Genomic DNA, 24252 nt, shown 5'->3' on the forward strand with positions numbered 1-24252 from the left:
CAGATTAATACCCTGCGGTTAAATCATCTACTGAACGCGGATCGGACGCGCCATACAGGGCCCCGTCCTCACCCACCATGATGCTCTGGGTGCTGCCCATCGCCTCCTTCAGCGCCACTTTCTGTCCCTTCTGCTCCAGCATTTTCAGCGTATCCGGACTAAAGCCCTTCTCCACGCGTAGCTCGTCCGGCAGCCACTGATGATGGAAGCGCGGAGCATTCGTCGCTTCGGCGACGTTCATTTTAAAATCGATGCTGTTAACGACCATTTGCAGCACGGTTGTGATAATTCGGCTCCCGCCTGGACTGCCGGTGACCAGCCAGGTTTTACCGTCCTTAACGACGATGGTTGGCGACATCGACGAAAGCGGACGCTTGTTGGGCCCCACGGCGTTGGCATCGCCACCCACCAGGCCATACACGTTCGGCACCCCCGGCTTGGCCGAGAAGTCATCCATCTCGTTGTTGAGCAGAATGCCGGTGTTGCCCGCCACAATCCCCGTGCCAAAGACGGTATTCAGGGTATAGGTCACCGCTACCGCGTTGCCCTCTTTATCCACCACCGAGAAGTGGGTGGTCTGGTTGCTCTCGTATGGCGCCAGCTTGCCGGGACGGATCTGGCTCGACGGCTTCGCCTTGTTAACATCGATCTGCTGGGCAATGGATTTGGCATACTCTTTATTGGTCAGCGCCTGCCACGGCACTTTGACAAAGTCCGGGTCGCCAAGGTACTCGGAGCGGTCGGCGTAGGCGTACTTCTCTGCCTCGGCCATCACCTGCATGGCGTCCGCGCTGCCAAAGCCATATTTCGCGAGATCAAAGTTTTCAAGAATATTGAGGATCTGCACGATGTGGATCCCGCCTGAGGAGGGCGGCGGCATGGAGAAGACCTGATAACCCCGATAGTCGCCGCTGATGGGGGTGCGCTCCACCGCCCGGTAGGCTGCCAGATCCTCTTTGGTAATCAGGCCACCGTTCTTGCTCATCTCCTGGGCGATCTGATCGGCAATCGCCCCTTTATAGAAGGCATCCGGCCCCAGCTCGGCGATCATCTCCAGGCTCTTCGCCAGATTCGCCTGCACCAGCTTGTCACCCTTCTTCAGCGGCTCACCATTTTTCCAGAAGATCGCCTTGCTGTTGTCGTGATTGGGCAAGACTTCGCTACCGTAGGTTTTCAGATCTTCCGCCAGGGCGTCATTAACCGTGAAGCCCTGCCGGGCCAGCTTGATGGCGGGCTGTACCACCTTGTTCAGCGGCAGCGTGCCGTACTTCTCCAGCGCCAATGAGAAACCCGCTACCGTGCCGGGCGTACCGGTCGCCAGATGAGAGGTCAGGGATTTTTTACTGTCGGGGTTGCCCTGGTCGTCGAGAAACATATCCCGGCTGGCCTGGGCCGGGGCCATCTCACGGAAGTCGATGGCAGTGGTGGTCCCATCTTTGGTACGCAGCAGCATAAACCCGCCGCCGCCGAGGTTCCCGGCCTGCGGATGGGTCACCGCCAGCGCGTAGCCTACCGCCACAGCGGCATCCACTGCATTACCGCCTTGCTTTAAAATATCAACACCCACACGGGTCGCAGCGGCATCCACTGACGCCACCATCCCCTGCTGCTCGCGCACCGGGTGGAAGGTATCGGCTTCAACGCCGTAGGAGACGGGGGGCGCTTCCGGCTGCGGCGCGGCGACCGCGCCAAAACAGCTTCCGGCGACCAGCGCCGCGATAGCGGCCCAGCGCGCAAACTTAGGCTTACTCATCATTATTCTCCAGGAAAAATGGCTGATATTGCTGCTTAATCCTGGTTCACAACGCTAAAAAACGCACAGTCTTTGCGCTAAGCAAGTAAACTTAACTGATCCACCTACAGGAGGAATAACGATGAAACGCCTCTTATCTCTGGCCATACTGCTGCCGCTGAGTGCTTTCGCGCAGCCGATCAATACCATGAATAACCCGAACCAGCCGGGGTATCAAATCCCCAGCCAGCAGCGGATGCAGACCCAGATGCTGAATCAGCAAAGCCAGCAGAAAGGCATGCTGAACCAGCAGCTTCAGACCCAGACGCGTATGCAGCAGCAACACCTGGAGTCGCAGATCAATAACAACTCCCAGCGCATGCTGGATTCGCAGCCGGGCAGGCTGGATAACAGCCGCGAACAGCTGCTACCCAACACGAGCGGCAGCATGCTAAACCCGTCCGGCACGCCGCAGCCCACTATTCCCCTGAAGACGATGAGTCCTTAGGGCTGAAAATCCGGGCCGATAGTGTCGATACGATCGGTACAGATGCAGTCGACGCCCCAGCGTAGCAGCTCTGCCGCGCGCTGGGGCTGGTTGACGGTGTAGACCAGAATACGCAGCCCGGCTGCTTTGATCTCTGCCGTCCGCTGTTCATCCAGCAGCTTATGGTTGAGGTGCAGCGAGACGCAGCCAAGGCGCTCCGTCAGCGCGCGCCAGTCTTCGCGCCATGCGTCCAGCAGCAGGCCGCGCGGCAGCTCCGGGGCCGCCTGTTGCGCTGCCTCCAGCGCATCAATGTCAAATGAGGAGAGCAGCGGCGGCGTCATGCCCTGCCAGAGCGCCCGCGCCGCCAGCGCCACCGTTTTTCCCGTTAGCGGACCGGTGCCGGTGGTCGGCTTGATCTCAATGTTAGCCATCATGCCATGCTGCTGGCAGCGATCCGCTACCTGTGAGAGCAGCGGCAGCGGCTCGCCCTTGAACTCGCCGCTAAACCAACTCCCCGCATCCACCTTCAGCAGATCGCTCCACGGCAGATCGCCCGCTACGCCCCAGCCGTTGCTGGTACGCTCCAGGTTATCGTCGTGCAGCAGGAAGATCTCTCCGTCGCGGGAGAGCTTGACGTCAAACTCGATCATGGTGTGACCGAGGCGTGCGCCGGTATCGATGCCCGCAAGGGTATTCTCCGGGGCCAGCTTGCCGCCGCCGCGATGGGCGACAACAGCGGGGTAAGGCCAGTGACTCATATTCTTTGTCCTGTTTCACCGTCAAAAAGGTGCAGGTGGCTCTCGGGCATGTTCAACCACAGCGTGCTGCCCGGTGCCGGGCGATCGTGATGCGGCAGCCGCACCACCAGCTTCTGCTCGCCCCAGCGGCCATGGGCCAGGTTATCCGCGCCCAGCATCTCCAGCGTATCCATCACCAGCGGTATGCCGCCTGCGGATTGTGAGCTTAGCGTAATATGCTCCGGGCGGATACCCAGCGTCATTTTGCGCCCGGCGTAGCCACGGTAGTACCAGTTGATGGGCAGAGCCATACCGCTGTCGAGCTCAAAGTGATCCCCGGAGGTGCTGATGCGTCCGTCCAGCAGGTTCATCGCCGGACTGCCGATAAAGCTCGCCACAAAGCGGCTGGCCGGTTTCTCATACACTTCCACCGGGGTACCGATCTGCTCCGCCACGCCCTTGTTCATCACCATCACCCGCTGCGCCAGGGTCATGGCCTCCACCTGATCGTGGGTCACGTAGAGCGACGTAGTCTTCAGGCGGCGGTGAAGCTGCTGGAGTTCGAGACGCATCTGGACGCGCAGCTTGGCGTCGAGGTTGGAGAGTGGCTCATCAAACAGAAACACGGCGGGATCGCGGACAATCGCCCGGCCCATCGCCACGCGCTGACGCTGGCCGCCGGAAAGCTCGCGCGGTCGACGCTTCAGCAGGTTATCCAGCTCCAGAATACGCGCCGCCTCTTTGACCCGCTCGGCGATGTGCGCTTTACCCATGCCGCGAATTTTTAATCCCCACGCCATGTTCTCTTCCACGCTCATGTGGGGATAGAGGGCATAGTTCTGGAACACCATGGCGATGCCACGCTCCTTCGGCTCCATCTCCGTCACCCGCTGGCGATCGATCCAGACGTCGCCGCTGGTGACCCGCTCAAGCCCGGCCACCATCCGCAGGAGAGTCGACTTACCGCAGCCGGAGGGGCCGACCATCACGATAAATTCGCCGTCCGACACGTCCAGCGTCAGAGGTTGGATCACCTGGGTCTTGCCGCCGTCCCAGCTTTTACTTACTGCCTGTAACTTTAATCCAGCCATCTTATTTCTCACTGTCCACTAAACCACGCACAAAGGCACGCTGCATGGCTAATACGATAACGACGGGGGGGATGAGGGTGAGCAGCATCGCCGCCATCACCTGGTTCCACTGGGTAGTCCCCTCCCCGGTAGCAATCATCCCTTTAATTCCCGCCACGGCGGTGCCCAGGTTGACGTCGCTGACGATCAGCAGCGGCCACAGGTACTGGTTCCAGCCGTAGATAAAGGTGATGACAAACAGCGCCGCAAGGTTGGTTTTCGACAGCGGCAGCACGATGTCGCGGAAAAAGCGCATCGGCGACGCACCGTCGATGCGCGCGGCCTCGATCAGCTCATCCGGCAGGGTCATAAAAAACTGACGGAACAGGAAGGTCGCGGTGGCCGAGGCCATCAGGGGCAGGGTCAGGCCGGTGTAGCTATCGAGCATCTTCAGGTTAGCGATCACCTCCACCGTCGGGAAGATACGCACCTCTACCGGCAGCATCAGGGTGATAAAGATCATCCAAAAGAAGAGATTGCGCAGCGGGAAACGGAACCAGACGATGGCAAAGGCAGAGAGCATCGAGACCGCAATTTTCCCTACCGTGATGCTAAAGGCCATGATGAAGCTGTTGAGCAGCAGCAGCCAAAACGGCGCGCTGTTGGCTCCCACGCCCTGTAACCAGATGGTTTTCAGGTTATCCAGCAGGTGGCTGCCGGGGATCAAGGTCATCGGCGTCTCAAACACCGCCTGGTTGTCCAGCGTGGCCGCCACAAAGGCGACGTAGAGCGGGAAGAGAATGGCAGCGATGCCGAGGATCAGCATCACATGGCTGAAGATTGTCAGCCCGCGTCGGTTTTCAATCATTGATAGCGCACCTTACTCTCGACGTAGCGGAACTGAACCACCGTCAGGATAATCACCAGCAGCATCAGCACCACCGACTGGGCGGCAGAGGCAGAGAGATCCAGCCCGGCAAAGCCTTCCCGGTAGATTTTGTAGATCAGCGTGGTGGTGGCCTGCACCGGCCCACCGGCGGTGGCGGCGTCGATCACCGGGAAGGTGTCGAAGAAGGCATACACCAGGTTGACCACCAGCAGAAAGAAGCTGACGGGAGCGATCAACGGCAGCGAGAGCTGGAAGAAGCGACGCACCGGGCCGGCACCGTCAATGGCGGCGGCCTCCACCAGCGAGCGGGGAATCGACTGTAGCGCGGCGAAGAAGAAGAGAAAGTTGTAGCTGATCTGCTTCCACACCGAGGCGAAAACCACTAAAAACATCGCCTGGCCGCTGTTCTGCGCGTGGTTCCAGCTGTAGCCAATCTGCTCCAGCGCGTGGGTAATCAACCCGCGCCCCGGGTTGAAGAGAAAGATCCACAGCACGGCGGCGATAGCGGGTGCCACGGCGTAGGGCAGCAGCATCAGCGTCTGATAAAAGCGGCTGCCGCGCACCACGTAATCGACCAGCGCGGCAAAAAAGAGCGAGGCCAGCAGGCCAGAGAAGGTCACCAGCGCGCTGAACTTTATCGTCGTCCAGAAGGATTCCAGATAGTAGCTGTCATGCAGCAGCGCCATAAAGTTGTCCAGCCCAACGAACTGGCTGGAGAGACCGAACGGATCGACGCTCTGCACCGAGTACCACAGCGCTTCACCCGCGGGCCAGATAAAAAAGATAACGGTAATAATCAGCTGCGGCGCGACCAGCGCATAGGGAAGCCAGCGCGAGCGGAATACCGGACGGGATGATGACATTGAGGTTGGATTCCTGAACAGCGCCGGATGACGCTCCGCTTATCCGGCCTACATGGTGCACGTTGTAGGCCGGGTAAGGTGAAGCCGCCACCCGGCATTTCACACGTTATGATTTGGTGGATTGCTCGAAGCGGCGCAGCAGCTGATTACCACGCTCTACCGCGCTGTCCAGCGCCTGCTGCGGGGTTTTCTTACCGGTCCAGACCGACTCCAGCTCTTCATCCACGATGGTGCGGATCTGCGGCATGTTGCCGAGGCGCAGGCCTTTGGTGAACGGCAACGGCGGCTTGTTCAGCATCTGGCGGGTCGCGATATCCGCGCCTGGGTTCTTGTCGTAGAAGCCCTGCTCACGGGTCAGATCGTAAGCGGCGGTGGTGATCGGCAGGTAGCCGGTCTTCTGGTGCCACTCGGCCGCGTTTTCCGGCTTCGCCAGGAACTCAAGGAACTGGGCTACGCCGGTATAGGTCGGCTTATCTTTGCCCTGCATAACCCACAGGCTGGCCCCGCCGATGATGGCGTTCTGCGGCGCACCCTTCACGTCGGCGTCGTACGGCATCATGCCGACGCCGTAGTTAAATTTGGCGTACTGACGGATATCTGCCAGCGAACCGGAAGAGGCGGTAGTGATCGCGCAGTCGCCGTTATAGAACTTCTCGGTGGACTCATCCTTGCGCCCGAAGTAGCTGAAGTCGCCCTTCTTGTTCAGATCGGCCAGCATCGCGATGTGCTTAACCTGCTCCGGCTTGTTGAACTCCAGCACGGCGTCGGTGCCGTCAAAGCCGTTGTTTTTGGTGGCGACCGGCAGACCGTGCCAGGCGCTGAAGTTTTCGATCTGGATCCAGCCCTGCCAGCCGCTGGCGTAGCCGCACTTCATGCCGGCTGCTTTCAGCTTCGCGGTGTAGGCGGCGAGATCCTGCCAGGTTTTCGGCGGCTGCTCTGGATCTAAGCCCGCTTTTTTGAAGGCGTCTTTGTTGTAGTAGAGCACCGGAGTGGAGCTGTTAAACGGCTGGGAGAGCAGATGGCCGGATTTCGCATCGGTGTAGTAGCCAGAGACGGTCGGCACAAACTGCGACTCGTCAAACTTGATACCCGCATCGCTGAACACTTCATACACCGGCTTAATGGCTTTCGAGGCCATCATGGTTGCGGTGCCGACTTCATAGACCTGCAAAATGGCAGGCGCGTTACCGGTACGGAAGGCGGCAATCCCGGCGCTCAGGCTCTGCTCGTAGTTGCCTTTATAGACCGGCACAATTTTGTAATCCGGATGGGTGTCATTAAAACGCTGCGCCAGGGAGTCCACTTCTTTGCCCAGCTGCCCTTCCATCGAATGCCAGAACGGAATGGTGGTCACTGCCATAGCCTGACCTGCAAACGCCAGACCTAACGCTAATCCTAAAGCTGTATGTCGTAACGATGTCATTCGGTTATCTCTCTTGTTGTGCCGGATGCGCGATATCACGCTTTTCGTGCTCGCGAAGTAACATGACATGCCCAAATGACAGAAAAATAACCGTTTGTTTACAGAAAGATGACAGGAATATGTAGGCCCGGCAAGCAGAGCGCCGCCGGGCGAAATGAAAGAATCAACCGCCTAAATAAGCACTCCGCACCGCTTCGTTGGCCAGCAGCGCGTCGCCGGTATCGGACAGCACCACGCGACCGTTCTCCAGCACGTAGCCGCGATCGGCGAGCTTCAGCGCCTGGTTGGCGTTCTGCTCCACGAGGAAGATGGTCATCCCCTCTTTGCGCAGCTGCTCGATGGTGTCAAAGATCTGCTGGATGATGATCGGCGCAAGACCAAGCGAGGGCTCGTCGAGCAGCAGCAGACGCGGCTGGCTCATCAGCGCCCGACCGATGGCCAGCATCTGCTGCTCGCCGCCGGACATCGTCCCGGCCCGCTGAATACGGCGCTCGTGCAGTCGCGGAAACAGCTCATAAACCCACTTGAGGCGGGTATGAAACTGGTCGCGATCGGCAAAGAAGCCGCCCATCGCCAGGTTCTCTTCTACCGTCATGCGGGAGAAGACGCGTCGCCCTTCCGGCACAATCGCCACCGCTTCACGCATGATCTTGGCGGTCTGCCAGTCAGTAATATCCTTACCATCAAAGACAATGCGCCCGCTGCTGGCGCGTGGATCGCCGCACAGGGTGCCGAGCAGCGTGGTTTTACCCGCGCCGTTGGCTCCGATCAGGGTGACGATTTCGCCCTGGTTGATATGCAGGCTGACATCGTGCAGCGCCTGGATTTTGCCGTAGTGGGCGCTGACCTGGTCAAAAGATAACATCACGTTTTCCATCTTACGCGTCACCACCATTATGCTTCACCTAAATAGGCGCGGATCACGTCCGGGTTGTTACGAATCTGCTCCGGCGTGCCGTTTGCCAGCGGCGTGCCCTGGTTTACCACGTAGATACGGTCGGAGATCCCCATCACCAGCTTCATATCGTGCTCAATCAGCAGGATGGTGGTGTTGTGATGGTTACGCAGCTCAACGATCAGCTCATCCAGCTCTTTGGTCTCTTTCGGGTTCAGCCCGGCCGCTGGCTCATCCAGCATCAGGATCTCCGGCTGGGTCACCATGCAGCGGGCGATCTCCAGACGGCGCTGGTCGCCGTAGGCCAGGTTGCTGGCCTGGCGGTTAGCGTGCGCCAGCAGACCGATACGATCCAGCCAGGTGGCTGCGCGATCCAGGGCCTCGCTCTGGGCGCGGCGGAAGGCGGGGGTTTTCAGCAGGCCGGCGAAGAGGCCGGTTTTGAGCTGCTGATGCTGGGCTACCAGCAGGTTCTCAATCACCGTCATCTCACGGAACAGACGCACGTGCTGGAAGGTACGCACCACGCCCATGCGGGCAATCTGCTGACCCGGCAGCCCTTCCAGGTGCTGGTCGCGCAGCATGATGGTGCCGCCGGTGGGCTTATAGAAGCCGGTCAGGCAGTTGAAGACCGTGGTTTTACCCGCGCCGTTCGGCCCAATCAGGGAGACAATCTCCTGCGGATGCAGATCCAGCGAGACGTTGTTCACCGCCAGCAGCCCGCCGAAGCGCATCATCAGACCGTTAACGGACAGTAATGGCTCACTCATGCCTGCTCTCCTTTTACTTGCCCGCTTTTCAGTTTCAACTGCGGACGGGTCATCGGCAGCAAGCCTTCAGGACGCCAAATCATCATCAGTACCATCAGACCACCCAGCATTAACATGCTGTACTCATTGAAATCACGCATCAGCTCACGGGAGACCACCAGCAGGATCGCCGCGAGGATAACCGCAAACTGCGAGCCCATCCCACCCAGCACCACAATCGCCAGCACGAAGGCAGACTCGGCAAAGGTAAAGGATTCCGGGCTGACGAAGCCCTGACGGGCGGCAAACAGCGTGCCAGCAAAGCCAGCAAACCCGGCGCTGATGGTAAAGGCGGTCAGCTTGATACGGGTCGGATTGAGGCCCAGCGAGCGGCAGGCGATCTCATCCTCACGCAGCGCTTCCCACGCGCGGCCCAGCGGCATGCGCAGCAGGCGGTTGATCACGAACAGGGTAAAGACCACCAGCAGCAGTGCCACCAGATAGAGGAACACCACCCGGTCGCTGGGATCGTACTTCACGCCGAAGAAGTTGCTGAAGGTATCCCAGCCACCTTCACGGGCGGTACGGCTAAACTCAAGACCAAACAGCGTCGGTTTCGGGATCTGGCTGATACCGTTCGGGCCCCCGGTCACTTCGGTGTTGTTGAGCAGCAGAATACGCACGATCTCACCGAAGCCGAGGGTCACGATCGCCAGATAGTCGCCGCGCAGGCGCAGCACCGGGAAGCCCAGCAGGAAGCCCGCCGCGGCGGACACCAGCCCCGCCAGCGGCAGGCAGGTCCAGAAGCCGAGACCGTAATAGTGGTTCAGCAGGGCAAAGGTATAGGCCCCAATGGCGTAGAAGCCACCGTAGCCCAGCACCAGCAGACCAGAGAGGCCTACCACCACGTTCAGCCCGAGGCCGAGGATAATGTAGATCATGGTCAGGGTGGCGATATCCACCGTGCCGCGTGAGACCACAAACGGCCACGCCACGGCGGCAACCAACAGGGCAACGAGGAACAGCTTCTGCTTAACCGTCGAACCGTCAATGGCGGGCAGGACAAACTTCGGCCCGGAGACGTTCTTCAGCCCTTTTTGCATCATTGGGCGCAGAAGCTGGAACAGAAAGACCACGGCGGTGCCGATAAAGACCCACTGCCAGCGGATATCCGCCGCGCTGCCGACCACCAGCTTGGTGCCGTCGAGGCTGAGCTGGACGCCCATAAAGACGCCCGCCAGCACAAAGAAGAGCGCAGCGGAGAGCAGCGCCATCGCAAAATGCATCGGTTTCATACTTTTTCAACCTCCGGGCGGCCCAGGATACCGGTTGGCATCACCAACAGCACCAGGATCAGCAGAGCAAACGACACCACATCTTTATACTCGGTACTCAGGTACGCGGAGGAGAGCGATTCGGCTACGCCGAGGATCAGGCCGCCAATCATCGCGCCAGGAATACTGCCGATCCCACCCAATACTGCGGCAGTAAAGGCTTTCATCCCGGCCATAAAGCCGATGTAGGGGTTGATCACGCCGTAGAACTGGCCGAGCAGCACGCCCGCCACGGCGGCCATCGCCGCACCAATCACAAAGGTAAGCGCGATAACGCGGTCGGTGTTAATCCCCAGCAGGCTGGCCATCTTCAAATCTTCCGCGCAGGCGCGGCAGGCGCGGCCCATGCGGGAGTAGCGGATGAACAGGGTCAGCGCCAGCATGGCAACGAAGGTGACGATCCAGATCACCAGCTGCATGGTGGTGATCGAGGCGGCGAAGTTCTCGCTGCTGCCGATAGTCCACTGGCCGTTGAACAGGCTCGGCAGCGCCACGTCACGCGATCCTTCGGTCAGGCTGACGTAGTTTTGCAGGAAGATGGACATCCCGATGGCGGAGATCAGCGCGATCAGGCGCTTGGAGTTACGCACTGGGCGATAGGCCACCCGTTCGATACTCCAGCCGTAGGCGCTGGCGATCACAATCGCGCCAACGAATCCGGCGGCCACCAGCAGCCAGCTGCTGTCGATGCCCATCATCATCAGGGCGGCGATGATCATAAAGGAGACATAGCTACCGATCATGTAGACCTCGCCGTGGGCGAAGTTGATCATGCCGATAATGCCGTAAACCATGGTGTAGCCGATGGCGATAAGTGCATAGGTGCTTCCCAGCGTCACGCCATTAAACATCTGCTGCAGGAAGTAGAGGAACTGCTCGGACATAACCTAACCTTTCTAAACTCGCCTGATTCACCGGGCGATTGAGATTTACTGAGCTACCGAAGACGAACCATCGGCATGCCATGCAAAGACACCGAACACACATCCCTATGGTTAAAAAGCATTCTGTACTTTTATTAAACAACGCTATTTTTACCAGCACGCTTAATGGTTTAGCGCAGTTTTTACCGTTAAACCTGATTAAATACTCTATTTTTCAGGCTATTAAGCAGAGATAATATTCTGTATTAACACAGAGATAAACAAAAAAAAGCGTGGGTTCCAGCATAAAATAATGGGACAAAGAGCGGAATAAATCACTACTGATTAGCGGAAAAAACTGCCTGTTTTTCGATCCCTGATGTTTAAAACTGCTTCAGCGGCTGCGTTAAAAGTATTCAGCTGATCCAGACAACGAAAAAGTGAAAGCGTCTGGCTAAGGAAATTGAGTACACTGCTGCCATCTTTTGAGATTTGGACCCGCAGTGAATGAAACTGACCATCATCCGTTTAGACACGTTTAGCGACCAGGATCGCATTGATTTAGCTAAAATTTGGCCGGAGTACTCTGCATCGTCGTTAAACGTTGACGATACGCACCAGATCTACGCCGCTCGCTTTAATGAGCGACTGCTGGCCGCGGTGCGTGTGACCCTCAGCGGCAGCGAGGGGGCACTGGATTCTCTGCGCGTACGGGACGTGACGCGCCGTCGTGGCGTGGGGCAGTATCTGATTGAAGAGGCGATGGCGCGTAATCCGCAGGTGACTCGGTGGTGGATAGCGGACGTCGGCGTTGAAGACCGCAGCATCATGGCCGCCTTTACCCAAACGCTGGGCTTTAGCCCACGGCAGAACGGCTGGGAGAAGTGGGTGCAGCAGCCATAAAAAAGCCCGGTGGCGCTTACCGGACATTAATTTTTATGAATAAAGCTGCTCGATAGATTTTGTCGGGTAAAAAAGCGCGTGCGCGTTTTCTCCTACCAACGGAATAAATCCCAGCGAGAGATAAAACGCATGCGCTTTCTCGTTCATAGCTTCAACAAACAGCCCATGGATGCCCACGGCCTGCGAGGCGGAATAGACAACTTTCATCGCATGGGAAACCAATACCGCGCCCCACCCTTTTCCTTGCAGAGAGCGATCGACGGCCAGGCGGCCTAAGGTGACGCTGGGAATATTTTTATAAGGGATTTTCTTCTGCTGTGACTTTGACGGCAGGGCAACGCGTTCAAAGCAGCTTCCTGACAGGGTGTAGTAGCCTAGCACCCGCCGTTCCGGCGTTGTCGTTCGCAGGATATAGGCGCGCAGAATTTTTCCGGCATGCTGCCGTCTGAGATGCTCGATTAGAAAGAGATTCAGGGCTGTTTCCCCGCAGTCGAACTGCTGCCAGTCATACTCCGCATCCTCTGCGAGGATCTCTATCGTCAGGTTTTCCACGGTTCACTCCATGTCTTGAAGACGTTTCGCCGCGCGCTGAAGTTTTTCATTCGGTGAGGGTGGGTTACTGAGCGCTTCCATGACGCGGATCCAGGACTCGTCGTTCAGAACAACCCGGCGATGCTGCTCAATAACTTCTGCGGCTCTTTCCGATGCGCTAGTAAGCATAAACTGCGTGACTGACTGATTGGTCAGGGCGGCAGCCTCCTCAATAATGCTTTTGTCATCGTCAGTTAAGCGCAGATCGATACGCTGCTTTTTTAGTGCCGTCATGATGCCTTCTCCAGCTATCAAGCCTGATAGCGTAAATGTACGGATATTTACCGTACATTCATTTTATGCCTGCCAGTATAAAACTTCAACGCCTGGCGTGTGCGAAGGCAATAAAAAAGCCCGGTGGCGCTAGCGCTTACCGGGCCTACATGGTCTGAGTGCCGTGGGCCGGGCAAGGTGTTAGCCGCCGCCCGGCGCATTTGCATATCCCATTTTCCCCAGCATTTCGTGTTGCAGGAAGGCGGCAAGTTCGGAAATCCCCGGGAGCTTACATGAGTAAGTGACCGGGGTTGAGGAACGCAGCCAACACACCTGCGGCGCGAAAGGCGACGGGAAAATTATTTAGCGTCGGTTGCGGTGCCGTTGGCATGCCAGGTAAACACGCCGAACTCAAAGCCTTTCAGGTCGCCCTTCTCATCCCATGTCAACGGACCCATTACGGTCTCTACGGAGTTAGCTTTCAGCCAGGTGGCGATTTCAGCCGGATCGGCAGACTGGTTCAGGCCCGCCTGCAGCGACTGCAGCGCGGCGTAGGTAGTCCACACGAACGCGCCGCTCGGATCCTGTTTCTTCGCCTTGATCGCATCTACAATCGGTTTGTTCGCTGGAACCTGATCGTAGTTCTTCGGCTTGGTGACCAGCATGCCTTCCGCAGATTCGCCAGCGATGTTAGAGAGCGATACGTTCGCGACCCCTTCCGGGCCCATGAACTGGGTTTTCAGGCCAGCAGCGCGGGCCTGGCGCAGGATCTGGCCCATCTCCGGGTGATAACCGCCGTAGTAAACGAAATCGATATTCTCTTTCTTCAGGCGCGCCACCAGCGTGGAGAAGTCTTTCTCACCGGCGGTGATACCGTCAAAGAAGACCACGTTCGCGTTACCTTTCTTCAGGTTATCCTGCACGGCGCGGGCCAGGCCTTCACCGTACTGCTGCTTGTCATGAACAATGGCGATACGCTGCGGTTTCACCTTTTCCAGAATGTATTTCGCCGCGGTCGGACCCTGATCGGAGTCAAGACCGGTGGTGCGTAATACCAGCTTGTAACCACGCGCGGTCAGCTCCGGCGCTGTCGCCGCTGGCGTGATCATCAGAATGCCTTCGTCTTCGTAGATATCAGAAGCCGGTTGGGTGGAGGAGGAGCAAAGGTGGCCGATAACATATTTAATGCCGTCGTTAATCACTTTGTTCGCTACCGCAACGGCCTGTTTCGGGTCGCAGGCATCATCGTATTTTACAATTTGCAGTTTTTCGCCTTTGATACCGCCCTTCGCATTAATGTCTGCAACGGCCTGTTCCGCACCGGTAAACTCCTGATCGCCGTACTGCGCAACCGGACCGGACATCGCGCCTACCACGGCCACTTTAATGTCTGCCTGTGCCATGGTGCTGAACGCCAGCGCAATACATCCTGCCAGTAACGCTTTACCCTTCATTTTCATCCTGAGATTCCCCATTGTTCTGGTTGTAACGTTTGTTGTGATGTTGTTTTATGGCGCTTTATTTCATATATGCGTCTGCCGTACGCGCCTTTTCAGCACACTCTGCTAAAACATACCCCATTTTTATCTTTTGGGAATAGATATTTTGAAATGTAAATCGTGTATGCCCGGCAGATCGGTGCCGCCGGGCGGACAGGTTACTGCGTCAGCGAGCGGGAGATGATATCGAGCGCCCGGCGGAACTGCGCATCGGGGATGGTGAGCGGATAGAGGAAGCGGATCACGTTGCCGTAAACGCCGCAGCTGAGCAGCAGCAGGCCCGCCTCCAGCGCATGGGCCAGTACCTTCTGGGTAAAGGCCGGCGACGGGTCGCCGGTTTGCGGATCGCAAAACTCCACGGCGACCATCGAACCCAGCGCACGCACGTCAGCAATGTACGGGCAGTTGGCCCTGGCGTTGTTCAGCTCCGTGACCAGCGCCTCCCCGAGCAGGCGGGAGCGCTCGCAAAGCTGCTCCTCTTCAATGACCTCCAGCACCGCCAGCGCAGAGGCAATCGCCAGCGGGTTACCGGCGTAGGTGCCCCCCAGCCCACCCGGGGCGGGGGCATCCATCACCTCGGCACGACCAGAGACCGCCGACAGCGGCATGCCACCCGCAAGGCTCTTCGCCATGGTGATCAGATCCGGCTTGACGCTGTAGTGCTCCATCGCAAAGAGCTTGCCGGTACGGGCATAGCCGCTCTGTACCTCGTCAGCGATGAGCAGGATGCCGTGCTGGTCGCAGATCTTACGCACGCCCTGCATAAAGTCGGCGGGCGCAATGACAAAGCCGCCCTCCCCCTGTACCGGCTCCAGCAGAATAGCCGCCACCTGATCCGGGGCGATATCGGCTTTGAAGATACGATCCAGACTTTTCAGGGCATCCTGGGTTGAGACGTCATGCACCGCATTCGGGTACTGAGCGTGAAAGATCGAACCGGGGAAAGGGCCGAAGCCAATTTTATAGGGGGCGACTTTACCGGTCAGGGCCATCGTCATTGAGGTCCGGCCATGGAAGCCGCCGCCGAAGGCGATCACGCCGGGGCGTTTGCTATAGGCGCGGGCGATTTTAATCGCGTTCTCAACCGCTTCCGCACCGGTAGAGAAGAAGGCTGTTTTTGCCGTCCCTTCGACCGGCACGCGAGCGTTGATCTTCTCCGCCAGGGTTATGTAGCTCTCATAGGGCACCACCTGATAGGCCGTGTGGGTAAAGGCGTGGAGCTGCTTCTCGACTGCCGCCACCACTTTTGGGTGGCGATGGCCGGTATTCAGCACTGCGATCCCGGCGGCGAAGTCGATCACCTCGTTGCCCTCTACGTCCCACAGCGTGGCGTTCTCTGCTCTCTCGGCGAAGAAGTTACACATGACGCCGATGCCGCGCGGCGTCGCCTGTAAACGCCGTTCGTTTAGTTCGTTATTTTTCACCCTGTCCCCCTGAGAAATATCCATGCGTAGCGCATCTGTAAGTGTTTGCCAGGGGCTAAAAATTCGCCAGAGCGGGCGCTAAAAAAACAAAACCCCCGGATTTTCATCCAGGGGTTTAGCAAGTGATTGCGCGAAAGTTAGGCTTCGATAGCCGCACGCAGTTTTTTCATCGCATTCTTTTCCAGCTGACGCACGCGCTCGGCAGAGACGCCGTACTGGTCGGCCAGCTCCTGCAGCGTGGACTTGTTGTCTTCGTCCAGCCAGCGGGCGCGAATAATCGCCTGGCTACGCTCGTCGAGCCCCTGCATCGCATCGGTCAGGCGGTTTGCCGCCTGCTCTTCCCAGTTGTCGTCTTCAATGCCGTCGGCAAAGTTAGACGATTTATCCTGCAGGTAGAGCACCGGTGCCATCGGCTGGCTATCGGACTCGTCGTCGGAGGACATATCGAAGGTCATGTCCTGCGCGGCCATCCGCGACTCCATCTCACGCACGTCTTTGCTGGAGACGCCCAGCTCGCGTGCGACCATTTCGACTTCGTCCTGGTTAAACCAGCCCAGACGCTGTTTAGATTTACGCAGGTTAAAGAACAGCTTACGCTGCGCCTTGGTAGTGGCAACCTTCACAATACGCCAGTTACGCAGGACGTATTCGTGAATTTCGGCTTTGATCCAGTGCACGGCGAACGAGACCAGACGCACACCCACTTCCGGGTTAAAGCGACGCACGGCCTTCATCAGACCAATGTTACCTTCCTGGATCAGGTCCGCCTGCGGCAGGCCATAGCCCGAGTAGTTACGAGCAATATGAACAACAAAGCGCAGGTGAGACAGGATCAGCGTTTTAGCTGCTTCCAGATCGCCCTGGTAATGCAGCTTTTCAGCCAGCGCCCGCTCTTCATCAGCCGTTAACATCGGCCAAGCGTTAGCAGCCCGGATATACGACTCCAGGTTACCAACAGGGGCTAAAGCTAAAGTTTGCATTTCTTTGGTCATTCAAATCCTCTCAATAGACTTCTTACTGGCGGCGGTTTGTCCCTTTCATCTTTTCAGGAACAGGCAACAAACATGCCAGCGATTGTGAGCAACGAGAATATCATCCACATTTTTATCAGACAGTGATTTTATCCACAAGTTCAATGCCGTCGTGTGAATAGATTACGCACAAATTGTGACACAGCGTTGATAAAAACAGACGCAGGGGAGAAGAGATAACAGGGACTCTTTCCCTGCAAGACATCACGTGCAGGAAAAGAGTATATCAAAAAATCGCTTAGTCAGGCGTAAAGTGACGTAAATGTTGTACCGTTGCCAGCCAGGCGGCCAGCCAGCCGATCATTGAGCAGACCAGCAGCAGCAGCAGACATTCGTCAAACGACAGACCGTCGAGGTTGAACTGGGTACCAAATACCTTCGCCACGTCGGCCACGGCAGAGGAGAGCCGCATGACCAGCACCTCTGACAGGATCAACGACATCAGCGCCCCGCTAAAGCCCAGCAGCGCCCCGCCATACAGGAACGGACGCAGGATAAAACCGTCGGTTGCCCCAATCAGCTTCTGGACGTTGATGGTATCGCGGCGGGAGAAGATGCTCAGCCGCACGCTGTTACCGATCACCAGGAATACGGCGGCTACCATCAGAACGCCGATCATCGCCGATACCCGGCCCACCAGCCCGGTCAGCGCCGTCAGGCGAGCAAACCAGCTGTCGTCCATACGCACTTCATCAATACCGTTGATGCGCGTGATCCGATCCCGCAGGGTGTTCAACGACTCGGTACTCTGGAAGTCGAGCTTGGGCACCACGACCGCCACGGCAGGAAGCGGGTTCTCTTCGAGCATATCCAACGCGCCGCCAAAGCCGGACCAGTTACGGAACTCGCCGAGAGCGTCCTCGCGGGAGAGATAGTTAACCTTCTCCACCCCCTGCTCCGACTGCAGCTGGCCCACCACCTGCTGAGCGGCGTTATCATCCAGCGCCTTATCGAAGTAGACGGTGATCTGCGGCGACGGATAGTACTGGGTCGCCGCCTGATTGACGTTCTTATAGACCATATAGCAGACGCTGGGCAGCGTGAGGGAGATGGCAATCACCATCACCGTCAGGAAGGTCGCCAGCGGCTTGCTCTTGAGATCCTGCAGCGCGCCGCTAAATGCGTAGCGCATCTGCTCATTGAAGACGTTACTCTTCCGCGAGCCGGGCTTAGGCGGCGTCTTGCTGCGCCCGGACGGGGGACGACTGCCGCCCGCGCCTGCGCCAGGTTTGCGGAAGCGATCGAACTTGCCGCCAAACTGACGAATTTGATTTACTGCGTCGCGTTTATTCACCCGCCAGGCCTCCATGCAAATGGCCGTCGCTCAGGCTCAGCGTGCGATATGAACGACGGGAAATCAGTCCGATGTCGTGCGTCGCCATCAGAACGGTGACCCCGACGCGGTTAAACTCCTCGAACAGGCGCAGAATACCTTCCGACAGCGCCTCATCAAGGTTACCGGTCGGTTCATCCGCCAGCAGCACCGCCGGCTTGTTGACCACGGCGCGGGCGATGCCCACGCGCTGCTGCTCACCACCGGAGAGTTGGATCGGAAAATTTTTCGCTTTGTCCAGCAGCCCGACCTTATCCAGGGCCGCAGAGACGCGGCGGCGAATGTCATCCCCGCTGGCCCCGGCAATAATCAGCGGGATAGCCACGTTGTCGTAAACCGTGCGGTCCATCAACAGATGGTGATCCTGGAAAATCATGCCGATCTGCCGACGCAGAAACGGCACTTCGCGGTTCTTCAGGCGGCTAATATCATGTCCCCCAAAGAAGATTTTCCCGGCGCTTGGCCGCTCAATACCACAGATCAGCTTGAGCAGCGTACTTTTCCCTGCGCCAGAGTGGCCGGTCAGAAATGCCATCTCGCCCTGCTGCAGGTGAAAGGTCACCCCCTGCAGCGCTTGTCTCCCACCGAGATAGGCCTTGCTGACGTGTTCAAAGCGAATCATTGTTAATCCTCTCGGGCAAAAAGTGCCTCTATAAAATCGCCCGCATTAAACGGACGCAAGTCCTCTATACGCTCGCCAGTCCCGATATACCGAATAGGGATCCCGAACTGGTCGGCGACGGAGAAGATCACCCCACCCTTCGCTGTACCGTCCAGCTTGGTCAGCGTGATCCCCGTCAGGCCTACCGCCTCGTTAAACAGGCGGGTCTGGCTTACTGCATTCTGCCCGGTGCTGGCATCAATGGTCAGCATCACTTCGTGCGGCGCATCGACGTCCAGCTTTTTCATTACGCGGACAATCTTCTTCAGCTCTTCCATCAGGTGCGCTTTATTCTGCAAGCGACCGGCGGTATCGGCGATCAACACGTCAACGCCGCGTGATTTCGCTGCCTGAATAGCGTCGAAGATGACCGAGGCCGAGTCCGCACCGGTGTGCTGGGCAATCACCGGGATATTGTTGCGCTGGCCCCACACCTGGAGCTGCTCAACCGCCGCCGCGCGGAAGGTATCCCCCGCCGCCAGCATCACCGATTTGCCCTGCTGTTCAAACTGACGGGCCAGCTTGCCGATGGTTGTGGTTTTCCCGACGCCGTTGACGCCCACCATCAGAATAACAAACGGCGTTTTGCCTTCAATATTAAGCGGCGCATCCACTTTTGCGAGGATCTCGCCCATCTCCGCCTTCAGCAGGCCATAGAGCGCCTCGGCATCCTGCAGCTGTTTGCGGCTGGCGCTCTCGGTCAGCGTGGCGATGATTTTACGCGTTGTCTCAACGCCGACGTCCGCCACCAGCAGCTGCTCTTCCAGCTCTTCGAACAGATCATCATCGATTTTTTTGCCGCGGAAAAGACTGATAAATCCGGAACCGAGATTCTCTTTCGTTTTCAGCAGGCTGCGTTTCAGGCGCGCAAAGAAACCCTCTTTGGTGGGCTTCTCCTGCTCCAGAGGCGCGACCTCAACGGGCTCCTCCTCCAGAACGATCTCCTCCTCCGCAGGGGTTGAGAGCGCAGCGGCCTCCAGCTCCTCGTCGGTGAGTTCACGCTCATCGTCTTCCGTGAGCCACTCCTCCGCTTCCGGCTCGACGACGGTGACCTCTTCCGTCTGCGGCAGCGCTTCCTGAGGAATGTACACCGGCGGCTGAGCGTGCTGAGGCGCGGCTGGCGCGGGCTGAACCTCTTCCTGTACGTCTTCTGGAATGTCTTCGTGGATCGCGTCCTGAACAGTTTCTGGAACACTATCCTGAACCGTGTCCTGAACCTCTTCCTTGGCAACCACCTGCTCCGTCACTTCGACGACATCAGCGGCAAAGGCTTCCGATTCGGCTTCGCTATGCGGGGCATGCTCCGCTTTTGCTTCCGCCTCTTTTTCTTTTTCAATTTCTGTTACAACAACCGCCTGCTGCTGGATCTGCTCTTCCGGTTGCTGCTCAATCTGCTGCTCAGGCTCTGCCTGCTGCGGCTCCTCTTTCGGGCCTAAGCCCAGCCAGGAGAGGAAACCCCGTTTTTTCTCTTTTGCCATTTGCGACTACACTCCTCGCGGTTAATTCATGGCACAGCCCGTATTGTCCTAAACCTAGTCGCAAACAGGGACTGAAAATTTTGTAAGTAATTCGTTAGTCTAACACTTTCCTGATTCCACAGCACCGCCTGCGGATTAAGGTTTCGTCCAGCGTCGCCCGCCGCTAAAATAGCGGCCTAAAAATTGTGACCAGAGCCAGCATTATGAAAAAACCCAACCGAGCCGCCAGCGGCCAGATACGCATCATTGGCGGCCAGTGGCGCGGCCGCAAACTGCCGGTGCCGGACAGCCCCGGCCTGCGTCCAACGACGGATCGCGTCAGAGAGACCCTGTTTAACTGGCTGGCTCCCTCAATGGTAGACGCCCGCTGCCTCGACTGCTTCGCCGGTAGCGGCGCGCTGGGCCTGGAGGCGCTGTCGCGCTACGCGGCCTCTACGACGCTGATCGAGATGGAGCGCGGCGTCGCCCGCCAGCTGCAACAGAACCTGGCGACGCTGAACGCCACCCAGGGCAAGGTCGTGAACGACAATACGCTGACGTTTCTGAATCAGAGCGGGACCCCGCATGATATCGTCTTTGTCGATCCGCCGTTTCGTAAGGGCCTGCTCGACGAGACGCTGCGGCTGTTGGAAAATAACGGCTGGCTGGCGGATGACGCGCTAATCTATGTAGAGAGCGAAGTGGAAAGCGGGCTGCCGCCCGTGCCGACACATTGGGATCTGCACCGTGAAAAGATAGCTGGTCAGGTGGCCTACCGCCTCTATCACCGACAAGTACCTTTATCATCGATAAGTACAGGGAGCGTAACATGCTGATTAATCTGGGCCGAATTATGATGCTGTGCGTCTGGGCATTTCTGATCCTTAATCTGGTTCACCCCTTCCCGCGTCCGCTGAATATCTTCGTTAACGTGGCGCTGGTTTTCACCGCCTTTATGCATGCCTTACAGATGGTGATGATGAAAACCGCCCTGCCAAAAGATGGCCCGCAGATGACCGCCGCCGAGCAGTGGCGCATCTTCCTGTTCGGCGTCTTTGAGCTGCTGGTGTGGCAGAAAAGGCTTAAGCAGAATCTTCAGCAGAAGAAGTAATCGGACGGGCCCGCGTTGTCATCTCCCCGCCAGGGCCACTACACTGAATAGCAAGGGTGTGGGCATAACGCCCACGAGACAATAACGAATTCAAGGAATTAAGATGCTTTGGTCGTTTATCGCCGTATGTTTTTCCGCCTGGCTCTACGTGGACGCGTCCTATCGCGGGCCCGCCTGGCAACGCTGGGTCTTTAAACCCGTTACGCTGCTGCTGCTGTTACTGCTGGCCTGGCAGGCACCGATGTTCAATGCCGTCAGCTATCTGGTGCTGGCCGGTCTCTGTGCGACCCTGGTGGGCGATGCGCTAACCCTGCTGCCGCGCCAGCAGCTGCTCTACGCTATCGGGGCGTTCTTCCTCGCGCATCTGCTCTATACCATCTACTTCGCCAGCCAGATGACGCTCAGCTTCTTCTGGCCGCTGCCGCTGGCGCTGCTGGTGATCGGGGTGCTGCTGATCGCCACCATCTGGACGCGACTTGAGGAGCTACGCTGGCCCATCTGCACCTTTATCGCCATGACGCTGGTAATGGTCTGGCTGGCTGGCGAGCTGTGGTTCTTCCGCCCGACCAGCCCGGCGCTGTCGGCGTTTGTCGGTGCCGTCCTGCTGCTGTTGAGCAATATTGTCTGGCTGGGCAGCCACTACCGCCGTCGCTTCAAGGCAGACAGCGCCATTGTTAGCGCCTGCTATTTTGCTGGTCACTTCCTGATTGTTCGCTCCCTCTACATTTAACGCTTGACTCTGGAGTCGACTCCAGAGTGTATCCTCCGGTTAATGAGAAAATTATCATTGACCGGAGGACGTTATGTCTGTTCCTGAAAAGTCCAAAAAAGCGCCGCAGTTTACGGCGTTTAAGCCTGCCTCTACGCCGGTCCAGGAGGCGTGCTGCTGTGCGGAAACGTGCGAAACGCAGCGTGCCGCTCCCCTGCCGGAAAGCGGTAACCGGTACACTTGGGTGGTTAACGGCATGGACTGCGCCGCCTGCGCGCGTAAAGTGGAAAACGCGGTCAGGCAGGTTGCCGGCGTTGAACAGGTTCAGGTGCTTTTCGCCACCGAGAAGCTGCTGGTTAACGCCTCGGGTAACGTTAGTGCTCAGGTCGAGGCCGCGGTCAAAAACGCCGGTTACGCCCTGCGCAGCGAATCAGCCCCGGTTGAGAAAACGTCCTTCCTGCAGGAAAACCTGGCCCTCATCACGCTGATCGTCATGATGACGCTGAGCTGGGCACTGGAGCAGGTCAACCACCCACTCGGTAATCTGGCCTTTATCGCGACCACCCTCATCGGCCTCTACCCTATCGCCCGCCAGGCGCTGCGCCTGATGAGAAGCGGCAGCTGGTTTGCTATTGAGACGCTGATGAGCGTGGCGGCCATCGGGGCGCTGTTTATCGGCGCAACGGCAGAGGCAGCAATGGTGCTGCTGCTATTTTTAGTCGGTGAACGTCTTGAGGGCTGGGCTGCCAGCCGGGCGCGTAAGGGCGTCAGCGCGCTGGTGGCGCTTAAGCCAGAGACGGCGACTTTAGTCGTCAACGGCGAGCGTAAAACGGTAGCGATAGCCACGCTGCGTCCCGGTGATGTGATTGAGGTCGCCGCCGGAGGCCGCCTGCCTGCCGATGGCGCACTGCTTAGCGCTGAAGCCAGTTTTGATGAAAGCGCCCTCACTGGCGAATCCATCCCCGTGGCGCGCGCCGCCGGGGAGAAGGTGCCAGCCGGGGCCACCAGCGTGGATCGTCTGGTTCAGCTCAGCGTGCTGTCCGAGCCGGGCGACAGCGCTATTGACCGCATCCTCAGGCTGATCGAGGAGGCCGAGGAGCGCCGCGCTCCCGTCGAGCGTTTTATCGACCGCTTCAGCCGGATCTATACCCCCATCATTATGCTCGTCGCTCTGCTGGTTGCCGTTGTGCCTCCGCTGCTCTTCAGCGCCCCGTGGGAGGGCTGGATCTACAAAGGATTGGCGCTGCTGCTGATCGGCTGTCCGTGTGCGCTGGTGATCTCCACGCCAGCGGCGATCACCTCTGGGCTGGCGGCAGCGGCACGCCGGGGCGCGCTGATTAAAGGCGGCGCAGCGCTGGAGCAGCTCGGGCGCGTGCGGCATATCGCCTTCGATAAAACAGGCACCCTGACGCTGGGTAAGCCGCAGGTCACAGGAATGTATCCTCATCACAGCAGCGAGGAGAAACTGCTTACGCTGGCCGCTGCGGTTGAGCAAGGTTCGACCCACCCGCTGGCTCAGGCCATTGTGCGTGAAGCCCAGGCTCGCGGGCTGGTCATCCCACCCGCCACGGCGCAGCGTGCGCTAGTGGGATCGGGTATAGAGGCCGACGTCGAGGGCAAGAAGGTGCTGATCTGCGCGGCGGATAAGTTTGCTGCTGGCGAATTTAGCGAGCGCATTCACGCGCTGGAAGCGGCCGGGCAGACGGTGGTGATCGTTGCTGAAGATGGCGAGTTACAAGGCGTGCTGGCGCTGCGGGACACCCTGCGGGATGATGCCATGCAGGCAGTGGCTGACCTGCATCGGCTAGGCGTGCAGGGGACGATCCTGACGGGCGATAACCCACGCGCGGCGGCGGCGGTTGCTGATGAGCTGGGGCTTGAGTTCAAAGCCGGGCTGCTGCCAGCGGATAAAGTGGCGGCGGTCACCGCGCTAAATGCTCACGCGCCGCTGGCAATGGTCGGCGACGGCATTAACGATGCCCCGGCAATGAAGGCCGCCACTATCGGTATCGCGATGGGCAGCGGCACCGACGTGGCGTTGGAGACCGCCGACGCGGCGCTGACCCACAGCAGGCTAAGCGGGCTGGCGGAGATGATTACCCTGGCGCGGGCAACGCACGCTAACATTCGACAGAACATTGCCATTGCGCTGGGGTTGAAGGCGGTGTTCCTGGTGACCACGCTGCTGGGGATCACCGGACTCTGGCTGGCGGTACTCGCCGACACCGGCGCAACGGTGCTGGTGACGGCGAACGCATTACGACTATTACGTAGAAGATAA

At 58.5% G+C, this 24252-nt stretch carries 24 protein-coding genes; 6 read left to right on the forward strand and 18 right to left on the reverse strand.

Annotated elements, in window-relative coordinates; translation table 11 throughout:
- Positions 1 to 4 precede the first annotated feature (4 nt).
- A complete protein-coding gene (ggt, locus tag EV102420_RS14965; protein WP_042393187.1) occupies positions 5 to 1753 on the reverse strand; it encodes a gamma-glutamyltransferase in 1749 nt (582 codons plus the stop codon).
- A 121-nt stretch (positions 1754 to 1874) separates the two neighbouring features.
- Between ggt and EV102420_RS14970 the strand changes: the two genes are divergently transcribed.
- Positions 1875 to 2240 carry a DUF2756 family protein gene (locus EV102420_RS14970; protein WP_042393189.1) on the forward strand — a complete coding sequence of 122 codons (366 nt, stop codon included), beginning with the start codon at positions 1875 to 1877 and terminating at the stop codon, positions 2238 to 2240.
- On the opposite strand, the gene ugpQ is transcribed toward EV102420_RS14970, so the two are convergent.
- The 9 genes from ugpQ to livH all read right to left on the reverse strand — a co-directional run bounded on the left by ugpQ (position 2237) and on the right by livH (position 11060).
- Positions 2237 to 2977 (reverse strand): glycerophosphodiester phosphodiesterase, encoded by a 741-nt coding sequence (gene ugpQ, locus EV102420_RS14975; protein WP_042393191.1) that lies wholly within the window; start codon positions 2975 to 2977, stop codon positions 2237 to 2239. The genes EV102420_RS14970 and ugpQ overlap by 4 nt on opposite strands.
- Positions 2974 to 4047 (reverse strand): sn-glycerol-3-phosphate import ATP-binding protein UgpC, encoded by a 1074-nt coding sequence (locus tag EV102420_RS14980; protein ID WP_042393193.1) that lies wholly within the window; start codon positions 4045 to 4047, stop codon positions 2974 to 2976. The genes ugpQ and EV102420_RS14980 overlap by 4 nt, the downstream gene beginning before the upstream one ends.
- Before the next feature lies 1 nt (position 4048).
- Positions 4049 to 4894, reverse strand: a complete 846-nt coding sequence (gene ugpE / locus EV102420_RS14985) for a sn-glycerol-3-phosphate ABC transporter permease UgpE (protein WP_042393194.1) — start codon at positions 4892 to 4894, stop codon at positions 4049 to 4051.
- Positions 4891 to 5778 (reverse strand): sn-glycerol-3-phosphate ABC transporter permease UgpA, encoded by an 888-nt coding sequence (gene ugpA / locus EV102420_RS14990; RefSeq protein WP_042393195.1) that lies wholly within the window; start codon positions 5776 to 5778, stop codon positions 4891 to 4893. The genes ugpE and ugpA overlap by 4 nt, the downstream gene beginning before the upstream one ends.
- A 106-nt stretch (positions 5779 to 5884) precedes the next feature.
- Positions 5885 to 7201 carry a sn-glycerol-3-phosphate ABC transporter substrate-binding protein UgpB gene (gene ugpB, locus EV102420_RS14995; protein ID WP_042393197.1) on the reverse strand — a complete coding sequence of 439 codons (1317 nt, stop codon included), beginning with the start codon at positions 7199 to 7201 and terminating at the stop codon, positions 5885 to 5887.
- A gap of 163 nt (positions 7202 to 7364) precedes the next feature.
- Positions 7365 to 8078, reverse strand: a complete 714-nt coding sequence (gene livF / locus EV102420_RS15000; protein WP_042393287.1) for a high-affinity branched-chain amino acid ABC transporter ATP-binding protein LivF — start codon at positions 8076 to 8078, stop codon at positions 7365 to 7367.
- Between the two features lie 17 nt (positions 8079 to 8095).
- The gene (livG, locus tag EV102420_RS15005; RefSeq protein WP_042393199.1) at positions 8096 to 8863 is read right to left on the reverse strand and encodes a high-affinity branched-chain amino acid ABC transporter ATP-binding protein LivG; all 768 of its coding nucleotides are present in this window, start codon (positions 8861 to 8863) and stop codon (positions 8096 to 8098) included.
- Positions 8860 to 10137: a high-affinity branched-chain amino acid ABC transporter permease LivM gene (locus EV102420_RS15010; RefSeq protein WP_042393201.1), complete on the reverse strand. Its 1278-nt coding sequence runs from the start codon at positions 10135 to 10137 to the stop codon at positions 8860 to 8862. The genes livG and EV102420_RS15010 overlap by 4 nt, the downstream gene beginning before the upstream one ends.
- A complete protein-coding gene (livH, locus tag EV102420_RS15015; protein WP_042393203.1) occupies positions 10134 to 11060 on the reverse strand; it encodes a high-affinity branched-chain amino acid ABC transporter permease LivH in 927 nt (308 codons plus the stop codon). The genes EV102420_RS15010 and livH overlap by 4 nt, the downstream gene beginning before the upstream one ends.
- Before the next feature lie 486 nt (positions 11061 to 11546).
- Here livH and panM point away from each other — a divergent pair, with 486 nt between their 5' ends.
- The gene (panM, locus tag EV102420_RS15020) at positions 11547 to 11942 is read left to right on the forward strand and encodes an aspartate 1-decarboxylase autocleavage activator PanM (protein WP_042393205.1); all 396 of its coding nucleotides are present in this window, start codon (positions 11547 to 11549) and stop codon (positions 11940 to 11942) included.
- 33 nt (positions 11943 to 11975) lie between these two features.
- Here the strand turns inward: panM and EV102420_RS15025 are convergent, their stop codons facing one another.
- The 8 genes from EV102420_RS15025 to ftsY all read right to left on the reverse strand — a co-directional run bounded on the left by EV102420_RS15025 (position 11976) and on the right by ftsY (position 20172).
- Positions 11976 to 12494: a GNAT family N-acetyltransferase gene (locus EV102420_RS15025; protein ID WP_042393209.1), complete on the reverse strand. Its 519-nt coding sequence runs from the start codon at positions 12492 to 12494 to the stop codon at positions 11976 to 11978.
- Positions 12495 to 12497: 3 nt separating this feature from the next.
- Positions 12498 to 12767, reverse strand: a complete 270-nt coding sequence (locus tag EV102420_RS15030; RefSeq protein WP_042393211.1) for a type II toxin-antitoxin system TacA family antitoxin — start codon at positions 12765 to 12767, stop codon at positions 12498 to 12500.
- A 338-nt stretch (positions 12768 to 13105) separates the two neighbouring features.
- Positions 13106 to 14206 carry a branched chain amino acid ABC transporter substrate-binding protein LivJ gene (gene livJ, locus EV102420_RS15035; RefSeq protein WP_144817998.1) on the reverse strand — a complete coding sequence of 367 codons (1101 nt, stop codon included), beginning with the start codon at positions 14204 to 14206 and terminating at the stop codon, positions 13106 to 13108.
- Between the two features lie 197 nt (positions 14207 to 14403).
- On the reverse strand, positions 14404 to 15669 hold the full coding sequence (locus tag EV102420_RS15040; protein ID WP_042393214.1) for a 4-aminobutyrate--2-oxoglutarate transaminase: 1266 nt from the start codon (positions 15667 to 15669) through the stop codon (positions 14404 to 14406).
- A gap of 137 nt (positions 15670 to 15806) precedes the next feature.
- Positions 15807 to 16661, reverse strand: coding sequence for an RNA polymerase sigma factor RpoH (gene rpoH, locus EV102420_RS15045; RefSeq protein ID WP_042393216.1), 855 nt, complete (start codon positions 16659 to 16661; stop codon positions 15807 to 15809).
- A gap of 277 nt (positions 16662 to 16938) precedes the next feature.
- Entirely contained in the window at positions 16939 to 17994 is a 1056-nt protein-coding gene (gene ftsX / locus EV102420_RS15050) for a permease-like cell division protein FtsX (protein WP_042393289.1), read from the reverse strand.
- The gene (gene ftsE, locus EV102420_RS15055; protein WP_042393218.1) at positions 17987 to 18655 is read right to left on the reverse strand and encodes a cell division ATP-binding protein FtsE; all 669 of its coding nucleotides are present in this window, start codon (positions 18653 to 18655) and stop codon (positions 17987 to 17989) included. Before ftsE ends, ftsX begins: the two co-directional genes overlap by 8 nt.
- Positions 18656 to 18657: 2 nt before the next feature.
- On the reverse strand, positions 18658 to 20172 hold the full coding sequence (gene ftsY / locus EV102420_RS15060) for a signal recognition particle-docking protein FtsY (protein ID WP_042393222.1): 1515 nt from the start codon (positions 20170 to 20172) through the stop codon (positions 18658 to 18660).
- A 203-nt stretch (positions 20173 to 20375) separates the two neighbouring features.
- Here ftsY and rsmD point away from each other — a divergent pair, with 203 nt between their 5' ends.
- The 4 genes from rsmD (at position 20376) to zntA (ending at position 24252) form a co-directional block, all read left to right on the forward strand.
- Positions 20376 to 20987 carry a 16S rRNA (guanine(966)-N(2))-methyltransferase gene (gene rsmD / locus EV102420_RS15065; RefSeq protein ID WP_042393224.1) on the forward strand — a complete coding sequence of 204 codons (612 nt, stop codon included), beginning with the start codon at positions 20376 to 20378 and terminating at the stop codon, positions 20985 to 20987.
- Entirely contained in the window at positions 20981 to 21262 is a 282-nt protein-coding gene (locus tag EV102420_RS15070) for a DUF1145 family protein (RefSeq protein ID WP_042393225.1), read from the forward strand. Before rsmD ends, EV102420_RS15070 begins: the two co-directional genes overlap by 7 nt.
- 103 nt (positions 21263 to 21365) lie before the next feature.
- Positions 21366 to 21992: a lysoplasmalogenase gene (locus EV102420_RS15075; protein WP_042393226.1), complete on the forward strand. Its 627-nt coding sequence runs from the start codon at positions 21366 to 21368 to the stop codon at positions 21990 to 21992.
- Between the two features lie 73 nt (positions 21993 to 22065).
- Entirely contained in the window at positions 22066 to 24252 is a 2187-nt protein-coding gene (gene zntA, locus EV102420_RS15080) for a Zn(II)/Cd(II)/Pb(II) translocating P-type ATPase ZntA (RefSeq protein WP_042393227.1), read from the forward strand.

The organism is Pseudescherichia vulneris NBRC 102420 (assembly GCF_000759795.1).
Lineage (GTDB): Bacteria > Pseudomonadota > Gammaproteobacteria > Enterobacterales > Enterobacteriaceae > Pseudescherichia > Pseudescherichia vulneris.

What these genes read in the sequence shown, in the direction of transcription:
- ggt (WP_042393187.1), bottom strand. Translation starts at nt 1,753, where the DNA reads ATGAGTAAGCCTAAGTTTGCGCGCTGGGCCGCTATCGCGGCGCTGGTC.
- EV102420_RS14970 (WP_042393189.1), top strand. Translation starts at nt 1,875, where the DNA reads ATGAAACGCCTCTTATCTCTGGCCATACTGCTGCCGCTGAGTGCTTTC.
- ugpQ (WP_042393191.1), bottom strand. Translation starts at nt 2,977, where the DNA reads ATGAGTCACTGGCCTTACCCCGCTGTTGTCGCCCATCGCGGCGGCGGC.
- EV102420_RS14980 (WP_042393193.1), bottom strand. Translation starts at nt 4,047, where the DNA reads ATGGCTGGATTAAAGTTACAGGCAGTAAGTAAAAGCTGGGACGGCGGC.
- ugpE (WP_042393194.1), bottom strand. Translation starts at nt 4,894, where the DNA reads ATGATTGAAAACCGACGCGGGCTGACAATCTTCAGCCATGTGATGCTG.
- ugpA (WP_042393195.1), bottom strand. Translation starts at nt 5,778, where the DNA reads ATGTCATCATCCCGTCCGGTATTCCGCTCGCGCTGGCTTCCCTATGCG.
- ugpB (WP_042393197.1), bottom strand. Translation starts at nt 7,201, where the DNA reads ATGACATCGTTACGACATACAGCTTTAGGATTAGCGTTAGGTCTGGCG.
- livF (WP_042393287.1), bottom strand. Translation starts at nt 8,078, where the DNA reads ATGGAAAACGTGATGTTATCTTTTGACCAGGTCAGCGCCCACTACGGC.
- livG (WP_042393199.1), bottom strand. Translation starts at nt 8,863, where the DNA reads ATGAGTGAGCCATTACTGTCCGTTAACGGTCTGATGATGCGCTTCGGC.
- EV102420_RS15010 (WP_042393201.1), bottom strand. Translation starts at nt 10,137, where the DNA reads ATGAAACCGATGCATTTTGCGATGGCGCTGCTCTCCGCTGCGCTCTTC.
- livH (WP_042393203.1), bottom strand. Translation starts at nt 11,060, where the DNA reads ATGTCCGAGCAGTTCCTCTACTTCCTGCAGCAGATGTTTAATGGCGTG.
- panM (WP_042393205.1), top strand. Translation starts at nt 11,547, where the DNA reads ATGAAACTGACCATCATCCGTTTAGACACGTTTAGCGACCAGGATCGC.
- EV102420_RS15030 (WP_042393211.1), bottom strand. Translation starts at nt 12,767, where the DNA reads ATGACGGCACTAAAAAAGCAGCGTATCGATCTGCGCTTAACTGACGAT.
- livJ (WP_144817998.1), bottom strand. Translation starts at nt 14,206, where the DNA reads ATGAAAATGAAGGGTAAAGCGTTACTGGCAGGATGTATTGCGCTGGCG.
- rpoH (WP_042393216.1), bottom strand. Translation starts at nt 16,661, where the DNA reads ATGACCAAAGAAATGCAAACTTTAGCTTTAGCCCCTGTTGGTAACCTG.
- ftsE (WP_042393218.1), bottom strand. Translation starts at nt 18,655, where the DNA reads ATGATTCGCTTTGAACACGTCAGCAAGGCCTATCTCGGTGGGAGACAA.
- ftsY (WP_042393222.1), bottom strand. Translation starts at nt 20,172, where the DNA reads ATGGCAAAAGAGAAAAAACGGGGTTTCCTCTCCTGGCTGGGCTTAGGC.
- rsmD (WP_042393224.1), top strand. Translation starts at nt 20,376, where the DNA reads ATGAAAAAACCCAACCGAGCCGCCAGCGGCCAGATACGCATCATTGGC.
- EV102420_RS15070 (WP_042393225.1), top strand. Translation starts at nt 20,981, where the DNA reads ATGCTGATTAATCTGGGCCGAATTATGATGCTGTGCGTCTGGGCATTT.
- EV102420_RS15075 (WP_042393226.1), top strand. Translation starts at nt 21,366, where the DNA reads ATGCTTTGGTCGTTTATCGCCGTATGTTTTTCCGCCTGGCTCTACGTG.
- zntA (WP_042393227.1), top strand. Translation starts at nt 22,066, where the DNA reads ATGTCTGTTCCTGAAAAGTCCAAAAAAGCGCCGCAGTTTACGGCGTTT.